Source organism: Vibrio sp. D3 (genome assembly GCF_043995865.1).
Classification (GTDB): domain Bacteria; phylum Pseudomonadota; class Gammaproteobacteria; order Enterobacterales; family Vibrionaceae; genus Vibrio; species Vibrio diabolicus.
Genome location: NZ_CP171887.1, coordinates 1152627 through 1168524, shown reverse-complemented (window position 1 = coordinate 1168524; position 15898 = coordinate 1152627). Strand labels below are relative to the sequence as shown.

Sequence of the window (15898 nt, the reverse complement as noted above, 5' to 3'; positions counted from 1 at the left end):
ATATAGACAGAGAATAAATAAGCCGGACATTTCGTCCGGCTTATTTTTTGTAGCAATGAGGTTAGGAATAAAGCTGAAACAAAATAACTAGAGCTGGAATGAACCCATTCGAGTTTTCAAGTTGTGCGCTAGGCTACTGATCTGCTGGCAAGCTACAGCCGTTTGCGAAGCTCCCTCAGCCATCTCTGTTGAAGCACTATTAATATGCTCCACACTTCGATTCAGTTCTTCGGATACAGAATTCTGCTCGCTGCACGCCGTTGCGATTTGTGTGCTCATTTGCGCTATGTTATCGACAGAATGTTCAATTTCTTTTATCTGGTTATCAGCGTCATTGACTTGCTCAACACACTGAGAAATACCCTCCTGACAATCACGGCTTGAATGCCCTATTTTGCTGCTGCTCTCTTGTAGTTGATTAACAATTTCCACAATTTGTGAAGTGGAGTCTTGAGTGCGTTGCGCCAGAGAACGAACCTCATCTGCCACAACAGCAAACCCACGTCCTTGTTCACCGGCCCGAGCAGCTTCAATTGCGGCGTTCAGTGCTAACAAGTTTGTTTGCTCCGCAATCCCGCGGATCACATCTACGACCACATTGATATTGTTTGAGCTAGATTCAAGCTCACGTGCCAGTTCATCTGACTCTTGGATCGTATGTGATACACGCTCAATTACTGCAATAGTTTGTTGTAACGTCGCCGTTCCTTGCTTTGCCACTTCCGTTGCCGAGTAAGCGGAGGTCGCGCCAACTTCGGTATTTTGTGCCACTTCACTTACAGCAGCTTGCATTTCTGTCATCGCAGAAGCCACCGAGCTAAGTTCAATTTGTTGATTTTGCATACCAGAAGCGGTCTGAGAAGAAATAGCACTCACCTCCTCTACTGCTGCCGTTAGCTGAATCGTTGAGTCATTAATCTCAGAAACCAGCGAATGTAAGTTTGTTTGCATACCGACAAGCTCTTTGAGCAACGTTCCTAACTCGTCTTTGCTCAATTCACTTTCGTCGATTTGATTATTCAATTGACCCTTGGCGATTTTAGAAGCGAATTCCAATGCTCGATCAACAGGCCCGCAAATGACTCGAGAAAGCAACATGGCAGACATTACCATGACCAATGCGACGACGAGCGCACCAACAGCAGCGCTGTATTGTGTAAATGCCGCTTCATTTTGTACTTCTTCGCCAATCAAATTCACCAACTCATCGTTCAACGCGAGGGTATCATCCAAGCTGCTCAACGCTTTTGAGTAGGTATCGAAACTCGATAAAATCACATCATTTGCACTTTCAGCATCACCTTGGCTTAGCAGTGTGTTGTAAGTTTTCGTTTCTTTGATGTATTGATTCCAAGTTTCTTTAAAAACGTTAAAAGACTGCGTTTCACGCTGATTAAGGTCGAGCTTTTCGTATTCTGCAATACCAGCCTGCACATCAGAACGCCATTGGTCGAGGCCTTTTAACCACTCACCAATTTTGGGGTGATTTGCGTTTGGCAATAAAGAGAACTCATCTTTGCGCACTTTAGTAATATCAACTTGGATACCTTTCAAAATCGCAACAGAAGGTAAGCTTTTATCTGTTAGCACTGAGATGTCTTTATTCAGTGTTAACAAACCTTGTACCAACATTACTGACACTAAACCAAACACGGCAAAAACGGTTAAATAACTAACCGATATTTTCTTTACGACACTTAAGTCTTTAATACGCATGCACTTTCTCCCTGCAGCCTTTCCAAACCTCTCACTTAAGTGAAAGCTTAACCTCTAAAACACACTGTTTTTTGCGCTCGATATCATTGAGCGCTCTTATATACATCGGCCTGAGAGATCAAATCTTGACCAGTAATTGATATTTTTATCACGTGCTATTTTAGAGATAGGCTCGCATGCTCCGTATTGTGTCTACATTTTTTTATGAGCGCTTCCCGGCGCAACTCTAAGATCTCATCGATGAGTTTTTCTTTAGCGTTGATGCCAAAGTGCTGGGCATAATTTTTGACTTTTTCAATCTCATTAGGCTGTAAGCGGTATACCTCTTTCTTTAAACGAGCTTCTGCTTCGCTTCTAATCAAACCTTGGTCTTGTAGTAATTTAATGATGGTTTCATCGATTGGATTTACTGCTCTAGCCATGGTGCTCCATCTATCAATTTAAGTTCTAGCCATGTGGCTGGATGAATGACGCCGCACAACTTATAGAGCAAAGATGACAACTTGATTGCAGTGAGTACGATTCGTTAACCATCGCTATTATTTAAAGCCGCTTAGGCAGCCATTAACTCTCTACCCCGACTCCTCACCATTGAATAAAGATCACATTCTGATAACAATTTTCAGTACTGGCTTCGATGTCATCCATATTTAACGTGCAAGTAATATTTATAAACAAGAATGATTGCTCTAGTTCAAATGATGGAAAAATAAGATGAAATTATCGCAGTGGGGTCTTTTATTAAGTGGCTTGGTGACATTGCCAAGCATTGCAGATACAGATGTTTATCTAACCAATAATTCTGATCAGCCTTTAACTATTCAAGTAAAGCACGAAGGCAGTGATTTACTTGAATACGGAGAAGAGTGGCAGCAACATGTACAAGTACTTGGTCCGTGGGAAACCAAACCTGTATTGAGCTTCAATCGTTGGGAAGGCGTGAAATCCAACCAAACTTACCGTTTTGAAACTGTGGTTTCTAGCCCTAAAGGTGAAAGCATAACACTCAATCAGGTCATGGAAGGTCATTGGTATAATTCAACCATTGAATATGGCTTATCGGCGGCCGATGTAGATTTATCTCTTAAAGATGATCGTAATATTCATCGTGCCAACACTAACGCTTTTGGCATCCGAGAAACCGAACTGGCATTTAAGTCAGACAGTACCGCTCGATACGACGATCTTTATTACACCATCACACCAAGCAAAGTAAATGAATCCGTCGATAACGAAGAACAAAACCTTAAGTTGATGACATACAACATCTGGGCTCTTACGGCTATTGCATCGCACATCGGTGATCGTTACGAACTGATTCCTCAATACGTCAAAGGTTATGATGTATTAGCGCTGCAAGAAGTGTTTGCAAGCGGTCGTGAAGCATTCCTACGTGAGTTAGCTAAGGAATATCCGTACCAAACTAAGATGTTAGATAAAGAAGGCGTTAATATTCATGATGGTGGGGTGATCATTGTCAGTCGCTATCCTATCGTGAATGAAGCGCAATATGTCTTCCCCGACTGCTCTGGCACAGACTGCTTTGCCGACAAAGGCGTGAATTATGCGGAAATTATTAAAGGTGGTCAGGCTTACCATGTGTTTGCTACCCATACCGCATCTTTCGATACAGACACCGCTCGCGAGTATCGTCAGCGCCAGTTCAAACAAATCCGCGCACTCGCTAAATCTCTCAACATTCCTTCAAGCGAAACTGTGGTATACAGCGGCGACTTTAACGTAAACAAAAGAAAGTTCCCTGGTGACTACCAACAAATGATCGCTAACTTAAGCGCCATCGAACCTCAGTATTCTGGATACACGGAGTCAACCTTTGATCCCCGCATCAATAACTTCGCAGGTGAAGCGTTATCAGGTGGCGAAAACGTGGAATACCTTGACTATGTTATGGTGAGTAGTGAATACGGGGTGAAATCATTCAATGACAACCGTGTTGACGTGCCGCGTACAACCGCAGAGAGTTTATGGAAACACTACAATCTTTCTGACCATTTCCCAGTTAGCGCAACAATCAAGCCATGAAGAAAATCGCGTTGATAATCATGTCCGCCATTATGGCGGGCATGATGTTTTTAACTTTCAGTCAAGATGGGCAGCAAGAAGCGGCCGTGTCCGCTTCTGCTCCAAAGGCAAAAAATAAGAACGGCCCTATTACATCACTAAAAACAAGCAATATCGCTCCCAGTGCAGATGCTTCACCACAGACCGCAGAGCTCCCTTCTGCGACTCAAATAACGACTGAGAGACTAACTCTGCTCAAAGGGAGAGAACTCGTCGCAGAGCTTGAGTCATTTTGGCATGAGTGCATGTCGAACCGCGACTGTGAGGAACAGTTAGCCTTGCTCGAGCCTTATTTATCTTCAGCACGATTTCAACTTTTGGCGAGCTACCATCAACTCAACAGTCAATGGCAAGAAAGTGTGGGTAATTTGTTGTTTGATGAGCAACAACCACTAGCCTCACGTATTGCACAACTTAAAGCCGAGGCAAGAGGCATTTGGGGCGAGTTGGCTGATGTTATTTTCGCGGATGAGTTCGCCCTATACGATTTCAATTTAGAGGCCCAACAGCTCAACACGCAAAGTCCAGAAAGCTTTTTGCAAGCTTTCGAGCAACTCATCATAGACTGGCAAGAAAATGCAGAGGCTATCGGGCTTACAAACGACCAAGCAAAATATGAGCGTGCAGTCGCCCTAATACCCAATAGCATGAGCTTTCCAGATCGCCAAACCATCATCGCAGAGCTGGAAAGAACTTACTTAACGAAGGACGAAAGCGAAGAGATTCACGATCGTCAGCAACAAATTGCCCAGCAAAAAGAGCAAGTCAGAGATTACCAACAAGCATTGCAACAACTTGAGTCCAGACTCAGAAAAGAGAGAGCCACCAGCCATGCTAGTTTATCAGAACCGGAATGGCACAGTTATTACCAACAAGAAATAGCGGATTTTCGCCGCGAGTTCTTTTCTTCTTAAATGTCAGCTTTCATTGATGGGAATTGAAAGTCCAAAAGGCACGTTACGAATAAACAGCCGTGCCTTTTATTCAGAACCTTGTTTTTTAATTCAGAACAAATTCAAACCAAATACATCTTTCACATCAAATAGCACTTTTTCGGTTTTCTCGCGAGAACGCTGACTACCTTGTTTTAAAATATCAATCAGCTGTGCTTTATCATTCAAATACATAGTGCGCTTTTCTCGAATAGGTCGAAGCATCTCTTGTAGGCATTCTTCTAACACTTTCTTGGTCAAACCATCACCTACCCCACCTCGTCGATAATGCTCTTTTAGCTGTTCGACGTAATCTTTATCAGGGTGAAAGGCATCGAGGTAGGTAAATACGATATTACCTTCGACTTGGCCAGGGTCCTCAATTTTCAGGTGATTGGGATCGGTATACATAGATTTCACTGCCACAGAAATCTCCTTTTCAGACGCCCCTAGGTTGATTGCATTCCCCATGCTTTTAGACATCTTATTTTTACCGTCGGTACTCGCCAACCGAGGGGCATCACTAAGTAATGGACGGCATTCTCTAAGAACCTCTTTTCCGCCCAGGTGGTTTATTTTTCTTACGATTTCATTAGTTTGCTCCAACATCGGCAGTTGGTCATCACCTACCGGAACCAACGTCGCGTGGAACCCCGTAATATCGGCAGCTTGAGAAATTGGATACGTTAAAAAGCCAGCAGGAATAGAGCGTTCAAAGCCTTTACTCTGTATCTCATTTTTAACCGTGGGATTACGCTCTAAACGCGCAATAGAGACAAGATTGCTGTAATACATCGTTAACTCTGCTAACGCTGGAATTTGAGACTGCAACGTGATCGTGGTTTGTGTGGGGTCGATACCAACGGCCAAATAATCCGCAACGACATTGAGAATATTGGAGGATACTTTTGATGGATTGTGGGCGTTATCCGTCAACCCTTGCATGTCTGCGACTAAGATCGTTTGCTCATGCTCCGTTTGCAATTTGACTCGTTGTTGCAATGAACCGACATAGTGCCCGAGGTGTAACGGACCTGTCGCTCGATCGCCGGTCAGGATAATTTCACGCTGTGATGTACTTTGAATGGTGTTCATATTTATCTCCAAGTATTTAATAGATCGCTACTGGAGATAAAAAGATCAAACACTCTTAGCTACCATCCAGCAGCTTAAGAATGTGAGTATTCCGTGCCGCTCTATTTAGAGCGCCACCAAAAGAAGGTTGTTGATGAAGGGCTAACGTGTATTTTCATGTTTTCAAACTAACAGTACATCAAGCTGAACTCAATCTGTTTTGTATTGAATTAGCGTAAGTATTCAAAGAGCCTACAGAAACGATTACATTGGTAAAGACATCGCAATGACTAAAGCTGCACCAAACACCGAACCTGAGACAAATGCACAAAGTACGGTTTTGTTGTGTTTCCTTTTCATCGATGAACTCCTATCCATAACCACAATGACCAACTCTTTTATTTAATACGCATGTGGATGCATCACGATAAGTAGTAAACCAACATATCGCGCATAGAACCAGTGCAACTTTGTTAAACTGGGACCTCGTCCATAACTTGGAATGCAAATGGTTCTGGAAACAACAAAAGAGGAAAATTTCATCACTTTTCTGTCCTGTCTCCCAGAGTTTATGGCTTAATAGACAGCAGGAATATTTTTCTTTTGCTGCGGGTACTTACATGGAAGCTGTTCTACATCAGTTGCAATTCTCTTTGTCGATAACCGGCCCTATCTGCTTAATGTTAATACTTGGCGTGGTGTTCAAACGCATCGGACTGATCAACGATAATTTTATCGAAGTAGGCTCCAAACTGGTGTTTCAAGTTACGCTACCTGCGATGTTATTTGTCAGTATTGTGGCTTCAGAACACGATTTTTCCGCGGCGAGTGGCTTTGTCAATTTCGGCGTCATCGCTAGCATTTCGTTTTTCATTTTTACCTACCTTTCGGTCAAGCTTCTGTTCAGAGCATCGCCTGACCAAGGTGTTCTTATCCAAGGTGGGTTCCGAGCAAATACAGGTATTATTGGCATCGCGTACGTTGCCAATGCGTATGGTTCTCAAGGTGTGGCGTTAGCAGCGCTTTATGTCGCGGTCACCACGTTTATTTACAACGTCCAAGCGGTAATTTGCTTATCTCCCAAAGGCGCAACTTCTGTCCCACAAGCCGCAAAAATGATGGGCCGAACACTGACGAGGAATCCACTGATAATCTCAATCGTCCTAGGGATGGCTTTCTATTTGCTCTCTATTCCAGTACCGAATGTTGTTATTGATGCAGGGGACTACTTGTCCAAAATGACACTGCCTTTAGCGCTGTTGTGTACGGGCGGCTCACTCGATTTTAGCTTGATGAGAAAAGAGAAAGGTCCATCTTGGTTTGCAAGCAGTTACAAGCTCATCGTGGCACCCGTAATGATCACTACTGGTGCTTACTTAGTAGGTTTTCGAGGAATTGAGTTAGGTATTCTTTTCTTTATGAACGCTTCCCCAGTGGCAGCCGCCAGTTATGTCATGGCACGTTCGATGGGAGGCAATGCCACATTAGCCGCAAATATCATCGCACTCACTACGGTACTTTCTACCGTCACGTGTACGTTGGGCATTCTATTTCTTAAGTTTTACGACTTAATATAATTGATCACCGATAAAGTAAAGGCGCGTTAGATAGCATTAAGATAAGCTACTGGTCGTGATTCGCAAAAGTGAGTTTTCTTACCAGACGAAAAAACTCACTCGCTTCTGATTCAGACAAACAAGCAAAAAATTCTTTCTGTAAATTCGTCATGATTTGATGCACTTGCTTTAAAGCATTTGCCCCCTCTTTTGTCATGCTTAGCATTTTGAGACGCTGATTCGATTTACTTTTAGAAACTTGAACAAACCCTCGCTTTTCCAAATTATCCACCATTCGCTTTGCTACACTTCGCTCAGTTCGAACCGCGTCAGCCAGCGCTTGCTGACTCATGGGTTGAAACTCTTCCAAAGCGGCCAGTGCACTTGCCATCTCGAGTGTCATTAAATTTTGCCGAGAGAGCTCAGCTTGAGCACGGTTGCGATACATTCGCTGCATCACACCGCAGACAAACATAGGGCTTTGATCCAAAACGGAAATTGGGGAGATTTTCTGATCTTTCATCGTCGTTTGTTCTTCTTTAGGCTTTCATTCGGTCGGAAGGAATAAACAGATTCTGCATAAGGCAAAACGCTCCCCCTTCAAGTTTGCGTCAAAGACGGTAACCACCAAGTGAAAACATAAAATAAAGAGCGCCGAAGCGCCCTTTTATCGTGTTTATTATCACCAGTATAACTCAGTTACAGCAACCAAGTCTTACTCGCTTTGCTGAGCTGGTTTAGGATTAGTCTCAGACAACTCTGCCTCTGATTCTTTTCTCGCACGTCGATCAAACAATCGCTCAACCACCACAAAGAAAATTGGCACAAAGAATATACCTAAGAGCGTCGCACTGATCATGCCCCCAAGTACACCAGTACCTACTGCATTTTGACCGGCTGATCCCACACCTGAACTGATAGCAAGCGGTACGACACCCAGACCAAAGGCAAGCGATGTCATAATAATTGGGCGCAGACGAACACGAACGGCATGCAGGGTTGCTTCGATAAGGCCAGCGCCTTTCTCGTAGTAATCTTTCGCAAACTCAACGATCAGAATGGCGTTTTTAGTTGCCAAGCCGACCGTCGTTAATAAACTCACCTGGAAGAACACATCGTTGTCCATACTTCGCGTCATTACCGCGAGCACAGCACCAAGCACACCAAGAGGCACAACTAACACCACGGCGAAAGGTACTGACCAACTTTCATACAAAGCGGCGAGAACTAAGAATACGACGAGGATAGACAGCGCATATAACATTGGTGCTTGGTTTCCGGAAAGGCGCTCTTCATACGAAATACCATTCCAGTTCACCGTAAAGCCTTCTGGTAGCTTTTCTACCATTGCTTCAATTTCTGCCATAGCTTCACCAGTACTGACGCCAGGAGCTGCGCCGCCTTGGATATTCATCGCTGGCAAACCATCAAAACGCTGCAAAAGAGGTGAACCATACGTCCACTCTCCGCTCGCAAATGCAGAGAAAGGCACCATCTCACCTTTTGAGTTACGCACGTACCACGAATCGAAGTCTTTTGGCTGCATACGGTATTCCGCATCACTTTGCATCATGACTTTTTTCACCCGACCGCGATCAATATAGTCGTTAATGTACGCCCCGCCCCATGCAGCTGACAGGATTTGGTTGACGTCATTAATGCTAACATCCAGAGCACGCAGTTTAACGTGGTCAATGTTCACTTTGTACATTGGCGCATCTGCTTGGCCGTTCGGACGAACACCGACAAGTTTCGGGTTTTGTGCAGCCATGCCAAGCAGTTGACCTTGCGCAGCGACTAATGCGTCGTGACCTTTGTTCAACGAATCTTGAAGATAGAAATCAAAGCCTGTCGAGTTACCCAATTCTTGAATCGCAGGAGGTGCAAATGCAAACACCAGTGCTTCTTTGATGGTTGAGAAGTACCCCATCGCTCGACCCGTAATGGAAGCTGCATCAGCACCCGGCGCTTCACGCTCTGACCAATCTTTCAGACCGATAAATGCCATCCCCATGTTTTGGCCTTGGCCTGCAAAACTAAAGCCCGCAACGGAGAAGACGGATTTCACGTTGTCTTTCTCATCCACAAGGTAAAAGTCGCGCATTTTCTCAAGTGTTTTTTCCGTCTGCTCTTGCGTTGAGTTAGGCGGCAAAATGGCCATTGAGAATACCGTGCCTTGGTCTTCATCCGGCAAGAATGACGTCGGAAGGTTCATAAACAGCCAGCCCGCACCTACACTCATTGCCAAGAATACAACCAACATACGACCTGTGCGCTTTAGGAGTTTAGCAACGCCGGTTTCATAGCCAGCTGTCATCGCATCAAACTTGCGGTTAAACCAGCCAAAGAAGCCTTTCTTTTCTAGAAGCTCAGCATCGCCTTTTTTCAGTAATGTTGCACATAATGCTGGAGTCAGAATTATCGCTACCAAAACTGAAAGTGTCATCGCCGCCACAATCGTTATCGAGAACTGACGGTAAATAACCCCTGTAGAACCAGACATAAACGCCATAGGGACGAATACCGCAGAAAGCGTCAGACCCACACCAATCAGAGCACCAGTGATCTGCCCCATCGATTTTTTGGTCGCTTCTTTGGGCTCTAACCCATCCTCATGCATCACACGCTCGACGTTTTCCACCACAACGATGGCATCGTCCACCAGCAAACCGATAGCCAGAACCATCGCGAACATGGTTAACGTGTTTACGCTAAATCCAGTCGCGTACAAAATAGCGAAGGTGCCGAGCAGTACGACAGGCACTGCGATCGTTGGAATGATCGTCGCACGGAAGTTCTGCAAGAACAGGTACATGATTAAGAACACAAGAAGAATGGCTTCTAATAGCGTTTTAACCACTTCTTGAATCGAGGCTTTGACGAATGGCGTTGTTTCAAATGGGTAAGCAATCTGTAACCCTTCTGGGAACGTTGCACTCAGTTGGTCTAAACGCTCTTTTACCGCATTAGCTGTCTCAAGCGCGTTTGCGCCAGTACCTAATGAAATACCTAACCCCGATGCTGGGAAGCCATTATATTGGCCTCGAATATCGTAACTTTCTGCACCACGTTCAACACGAGCTACATCTTTCAAATAAACATTCGAACCATTGGCATCAGACTTAAGAATGATGTTTTGGAACTCTTCCACACTGCTCAAACGACTTGCAGACGAAATCGTTGCATTCAACAGCTGACCTTCCTGCGCAGGTGCTGCACCAAGTTGACCTGAAGAAACTTGCGCGTTCTGTTCACTGATAGCATTTGCTACATCGATTGCGGTCAAGTTGAACTGCGTAAGCTTAAATGGATCCAGCCAAACTCGCATCGCATACTGCGCACCAAACGCCTGAACTTGTCCTACGCCAGTTACACGACTTATCGGGTCTTGAATATTCGTTACAACAAAGTCGCCGATATCGTTTTCTGTAAAGTCAGGATCTTCAGAATAAACTGCCACCACCATGAGAAACGCCGTGTTGGATTTATTCACGACGATACCTTGGTTTTGTACTTCCATCGGCAATGACGTCAAGGCCAATTGCAGCTTGTTCTGCACCTGTACTTGCGCGATATCAGGATCAGCTTCGCTATCAAACGTCAGGGTAATTGTCGCATTACCGAATGCATCACTGCTCGATGATAGGTAGCGAAGATAATCTAATCCCGTCATATTTTGCTCGATAACCTGCGTTACCGAGTCTTCAACGGTTTGCGCTGATGCACCTGGATAACGTGCACTGATGGTGATCGTTGTCGGTGAAATCGTTGGGTATTGCGAGACGGGTAAATTGAATAATGACATTACCCCCGCCAACATCGTTAGAATCGCGAGAACCCAAGCAAATACCGGACGATCGATAAAAAATCGTGCCATGATTACTCCTGTTCACCGTTTTGGATAGTTACAGGACTACCTGGACCTACCTTTTGTAACCCAGCAGTAATGACTTTATCGCCCGCTTTCAAACCATCAATAATACGCCATTGATTATTGATCGCTTCGGCTGTCTTCACTGGTCTCGCTTCCACTTTGTTCTCACCATTCACCATCATCACTGTCGCTTTGCCTGTCGCATCGCGAGAAACGGTATTTTGTGGTATCAGAATCGCGTCAGGGTCAACACCAGTAATAACCGTCGCACGAACAAACATTCCTGGTAGCAACAAACCGTCAGGGTTTGGGAATTCAGCACGAAGCGTCACGCTACCCGTGCTTTCGTTCACATTGACCTCGGTAAATTTCATCGTGCCTTTATGTTCGTACGTGCTGCCATCTTCAAGCATCAATGTAACTTGCGCAGAATCATCTTCTTGCATATGACCTTGGGAAAGAGCCGCTTTTAAACGCAGCAGTTGCACGGATGATTGCACAATATCAACGTTGATAGGATCAAGCTGCTGAATGGTCGCTAATTTGGCTGCTTGGTTAGCCGTAACCAACGCACCCGCCGTCACACTCGATTTACCGATCACACCGCTAATCGGAGCTTTCACTTGCGTGTAATCTAAATTGATTTTTGCCGTATTGATCTTCGCTTTTGCGACTAGGACCTGTGCTTGCGCTTCCTTGTATGCTGCTTCTGCTTCATCCAAATCTTGTTGGCTGATGGACTTTTTGGTGATCAAGGTTCTGTAACGCTTCACTGTGGCATGGGTCGATTCTGCCGCTGCTTGAGCTCGGATTAATTCCGCTTCAGCGCTCAGCAAATCCGCTTGAAATGATGAATCATCAATTTGATATAAGGACTGTCCTTGTTCAACAAGGCCCCCTTCAACAAAATTTCGCTCTGAAATAATGCCTGTAACTTGCGGACGAACTTCCGCTTCTTTGAATGCACGGCTACGACCTGGCAACTCGACAGTTAACGCTTGGCGAGTTGGTTCCACCGTTAACACTTCAACTTCGGTTGCGGGCGCAGGACCACTACCTTGGCTCGATCCTTCTTCGCTAGGTTGACATCCAACCACAAAAAGGCTCGACGCAATCAGCAGAGATAGCGTGGTTTTACGTCTCATGAATTTTTCTCTCTTTTACCTACAAGCCTTCAAGATTCCTTGCTAAAAACTTCTAGAATGACTTAATGATGACTAACGGATGTATATCCAGAACAAATTAATTAGGATGATAATTACCCAGTGTTGTACATACAACAAAATTTACAGTTCTATACGCTTACGAAAAACGTTTATGGTAAAGGTGTAATGAAGTTCTCAAATTTGAAGATTTTGGGTTGGAAATCACACTTTCCTGTGAGCAATTGCAATGGTTAAAAAGCAGCAAAAGTGATGATAAAAGCATCATCACGCTGTACAGAGTTTGTCACCGCTGTCTAGGATTATTTGCACCTCTGGTATACAAAGTTAAGTAAAAGAGGAATGTAAATATAGTCGAGCCTTAACAAGTCAGGTTCGACCCTTATCTAAAAAATAACCCGCTAAGAAGCGGGTTATTTCGTCAGTGATACTGCAGTTCTCAAGCTTATACTTTGAACTGACTAACCTGATGATCTAAGCGCTGGGTTTGCTCTGATAACATGGCTAAAGATACTTGCGCTTGGTTGACGATTTCCACAATAGATGTACTGCTATCTGCAATGCCTTGTACGTTGCTATTTACTTCGTCACTTACCGTACTTTGCTGGCTTGCAGCCGTTGCAATGTGTGTGTTCATCTCGTTCATACGTGAAATCGCGTTCAAGATTTCAGAAAGGGATTGACTCGCTCTCCCTGCCGATTGAATTGTTTCATCACTGCTATTTTGGCTACCACGCATCACTTCTACGGCTTGTCCCGCACCAGATTGTAGCTTTTCAATCATGGTTTGGATTTCACCCGTACTCTGTTGTGTGCGACTGGCTAACGAGCGGACCTCATCTGCGACAACAGCAAAGCCTCGCCCTTGCTCTCCTGCACGAGCCGCTTCAATCGCTGCGTTAAGCGCCAATAAGTTCGTTTGATCTGCGATACCACGAATGACATCCAATACAGAAGCAATGTTACTCACATCATGGTCCAATGTGTTAATGACGTGGCTTGCACTTTCGATTTCACTTGCGAGGCTACGAATTGAGCTAACGGTTTGATCCAAAATAACATTGGTATTGGTAAGTTCATCATTCGCTGTTTGGCTCGCAACCGCAGCTTCGTTAGCGCTATCGCTGACATTTCTGCTGGTGACTTGCATTTCATGCACTGCCGCCGCTACCGCCTCGCTGTCTTTTTGCTGTGAAACGGTCGAGTTCGCGATGGTCGTGGTCAACGAGCTAAGATTTTCCATCTCATTACGCAAGGTATTCGAACTTTTAATTACTTGAGAAACTGTCGCTTGGATTTTAGACACAAACTGATTAAACGCGTTCGCTAAATTGCCAATTTCGTCTTGTGTTTTCACATCGATTCGCTGGCTTAAATCACCTTCACCAGAAGCAATTTCTGTCATCGCATTTTTGATATCGTTGATAGGCTTCACGACGGTTTGCAACAACAAAAACACCATCGCAATAGCGGCCAGAATAACAATCACAATGCCCGCTTCAAGAATTACCTGAGCTCTTGTTGCGGCTGCTGAGATTTCATCTTTCAATAGGCTTTGTTTTTCTTCTATCGCATCTTTCACAACATTAAGTTGCGCTCTTACCTCGATAAACTGATTTTCAAAGGTGTGTTTGTGTTCGTTGTAGTAACCAAGCCATTGTGATTGAGGTAAACGCAACATCGCTTCATAACTCGCCAACCATTTTTCACCTAGGGAGACAAGCTTTCTCACTTCATTACCGTGTGAAGAAGACATCACGCCAGCTTGCGATAGCTCAATCATTTTCTCCATACGTGGCAGCGCTTTGTATGCGTTGTCTTTGTATTCACCGATGTGGTGGTCAATATCGGTTTGAGTATCAGAAAGAGCAACACCTTGGATTGCAGATGTAGCTTGGTAAAGATCGCGGTAAGCATCCTCAATCGTTAACAAGTTTGGCACTATCTGTTCGTTAAGTGTTTCACTCAACTCAGATTGTTTCCAACTTGTCATAACGTTTAATACAGAGCTCACAATAAACAATCCAATAATCAGTGACAGCGGAATCACTATCTTCTGCTTGATCGTTAAGTTCTGGAACATGAATAGACTCTCTTTAATTATGGTATACAAACTGCCAGAAATTATATCAAACAAATAGAGTATCCCATTAGGTAAAAGACTCTATTAAACATGATATCTGATGACTTTTTGACAAGCGTTCTAATTTCAACAATTAATTGATTTTGTGGAAAATTTAATAAGGAACGCTCATCACAACATGCGAATAAAAACGCACTACCTGTACGGAAAATGTGTAACAAAAGATGAATAAAAAGGAGGCTTTTTGAAGGGCTTGCCGACTCAATGAGTAATTGAGAATCAATACGATATACAGCTCTGGGATTGAACTTGTCGCGTAATACGAAAAAGCCCCAGCATTTCTGCTAGGGCTCAAATGTGGCGGTGAGTGAGAGATTCGAACTCTCGATACGTTGCCGTATACACACTTTCCAGGCGTGCTCCTTCAGCCACTCGGACAACTCACCGAATCAATTTTTGTTAGCATCATTGGCTAACGAGGCGCTAATTTAATGATTATGTGCCTGATGGTCAAGGCTAAACATAAAAAAAAGCGCCCTTTTCCACTCGATTGCTCACTAAGTAACTAAATTGAGCAAAACTGGGTCATTTAGATGCCTTGAGAATAGCCGGGAACACGGAACCAACGGCGGCACATGTCCAAGAAGTACCCATACAACACACCCATACCGCAAGAAATAATGGCGTTACTTGTCACCGCGGTCACTATTTGGTCTGTAGACGCACCAACTGCGAATAAAATTCCTGCATAAACTGGAGACTGAAATAGCACATAAGCGACCAGATCAGATACGTTTTTCATAAATGAAGACGGCGATACCTTGTTACCCTGACGTAGTACCCAATCACGAAAAACGCCATACGGCCAAGCAATAGCAATATTCACTGGAATAGATAGTGTACGTGATGCTAAAGATTGCTCAAACGTCATCCCTGAAATCAAAATCTCGACAATCATCCCTGTGATAAAGCAAAAAACAACCATAGCAAAGGTATCCGCTGCGGCGTGACGAATACAAAATGGTCCGCGAGACTTCATTAACCAACCCCTAAAATTAAATACCACCAACAATAAACAAAATAAAACTATCAACCGTCAAACAAATACATGACCAGTTAATAAGGCAATTAAATCACACAAAAAGCAGCGCATGGCACTGTATTTGAAATCAAGTTGTAAATTTATAACCATTTTTTAAAATGAAAGTAGTTTTTTTCACCACCAACAACTAAAAACGCCTAAAATGACGTAAAAATGGTAGAAAAATACGGATTTAACTTACACAAAAAGTGGGATAAGTGATTGTTTGGATGGAGGGTTAGGATAAAGTTCGGGGAATAAACGATAATTCCAATAACTTATGCTGCTGAGTTGTAAAAATTCAGAGTATTCCCGATGTGAGCGCAACTGAGAGCCG

Annotated in this window: 11 protein-coding genes and 1 tRNA gene; 3 read left to right on the top strand and 9 right to left on the bottom strand. The window is 44.0% G+C overall.

Annotated features, from left to right (window positions below; genetic code table 11):
* Positions 1-87: 87 nt before the first annotated feature.
* Together ACHFJ9_RS13455 and ACHFJ9_RS13450 are read right to left on the bottom strand one after the other, a co-directional pair.
* The gene (locus ACHFJ9_RS13455) at positions 88-1716 is read right to left on the bottom strand and encodes a methyl-accepting chemotaxis protein (protein ID WP_395357106.1); all 1629 of its coding nucleotides are present in this window, start codon (positions 1714-1716) and stop codon (positions 88-90) included.
* A 155-nt stretch (positions 1717-1871) separates the two neighbouring features.
* A complete protein-coding gene (locus ACHFJ9_RS13450; RefSeq protein WP_012841963.1) occupies positions 1872-2138 on the bottom strand; it encodes a hypothetical protein in 267 nt (88 codons plus the stop codon).
* Positions 2139-2430: 292 nt separating this feature from the next.
* Here ACHFJ9_RS13450 and ACHFJ9_RS13445 point away from each other — a divergent pair, with 292 nt between their 5' ends.
* Complete coding sequence (locus ACHFJ9_RS13445) at positions 2431-3759, top strand: sphingomyelin phosphodiesterase (RefSeq protein WP_258685155.1); 1329 nt, start codon at positions 2431-2433, stop codon at positions 3757-3759.
* A complete protein-coding gene (locus tag ACHFJ9_RS13440) occupies positions 3756-4712 on the top strand; it encodes an ATP-dependent dsDNA exonuclease (RefSeq protein ID WP_395357104.1) in 957 nt (318 codons plus the stop codon). Before ACHFJ9_RS13445 ends, ACHFJ9_RS13440 begins: the two co-directional genes overlap by 4 nt.
* A gap of 90 nt (positions 4713-4802) precedes the next feature.
* Here ACHFJ9_RS13440 and trpS read toward each other — a convergent pair whose 3' ends face one another.
* On the bottom strand, positions 4803-5825 hold the full coding sequence (gene trpS, locus ACHFJ9_RS13435; RefSeq protein WP_395357102.1) for a tryptophan--tRNA ligase: 1023 nt from the start codon (positions 5823-5825) through the stop codon (positions 4803-4805).
* Positions 5826-6424: 599 nt separating this feature from the next.
* On the opposite strand from trpS, the gene ACHFJ9_RS13430 reads away from it, so the two are divergent.
* On the top strand, positions 6425-7381 hold the full coding sequence (locus tag ACHFJ9_RS13430) for an AEC family transporter (protein WP_395357100.1): 957 nt from the start codon (positions 6425-6427) through the stop codon (positions 7379-7381).
* Between the two features lie 46 nt (positions 7382-7427).
* Here the strand turns inward: ACHFJ9_RS13430 and ACHFJ9_RS13425 are convergent, their stop codons facing one another.
* From ACHFJ9_RS13425 to ACHFJ9_RS13400, 6 genes are all read right to left on the bottom strand, one after another.
* Positions 7428-7883: a MarR family winged helix-turn-helix transcriptional regulator gene (locus ACHFJ9_RS13425; protein ID WP_012841967.1), complete on the bottom strand. Its 456-nt coding sequence runs from the start codon at positions 7881-7883 to the stop codon at positions 7428-7430.
* Positions 7884-8075: 192 nt separating this feature from the next.
* Positions 8076-11237, bottom strand: a complete 3162-nt coding sequence (locus ACHFJ9_RS13420) for an efflux RND transporter permease subunit (RefSeq protein WP_395357098.1) — start codon at positions 11235-11237, stop codon at positions 8076-8078.
* A gap of 2 nt (positions 11238-11239) precedes the next feature.
* Positions 11240-12379, bottom strand: a complete 1140-nt coding sequence (locus ACHFJ9_RS13415) for an efflux RND transporter periplasmic adaptor subunit (protein ID WP_258627679.1) — start codon at positions 12377-12379, stop codon at positions 11240-11242.
* A 463-nt stretch (positions 12380-12842) separates the two neighbouring features.
* Entirely contained in the window at positions 12843-14480 is a 1638-nt protein-coding gene (locus tag ACHFJ9_RS13410) for a methyl-accepting chemotaxis protein (protein WP_395357095.1), read from the bottom strand.
* Positions 14481-14838: 358 nt separating this feature from the next.
* Positions 14839-14926 (bottom strand) — tRNA-Ser (locus tag ACHFJ9_RS13405).
* Between the two features lie 143 nt (positions 14927-15069).
* Entirely contained in the window at positions 15070-15519 is a 450-nt protein-coding gene (locus tag ACHFJ9_RS13400; RefSeq protein ID WP_047008566.1) for an L-alanine exporter AlaE, read from the bottom strand.
* Positions 15520-15898 lie beyond the last annotated feature (379 nt).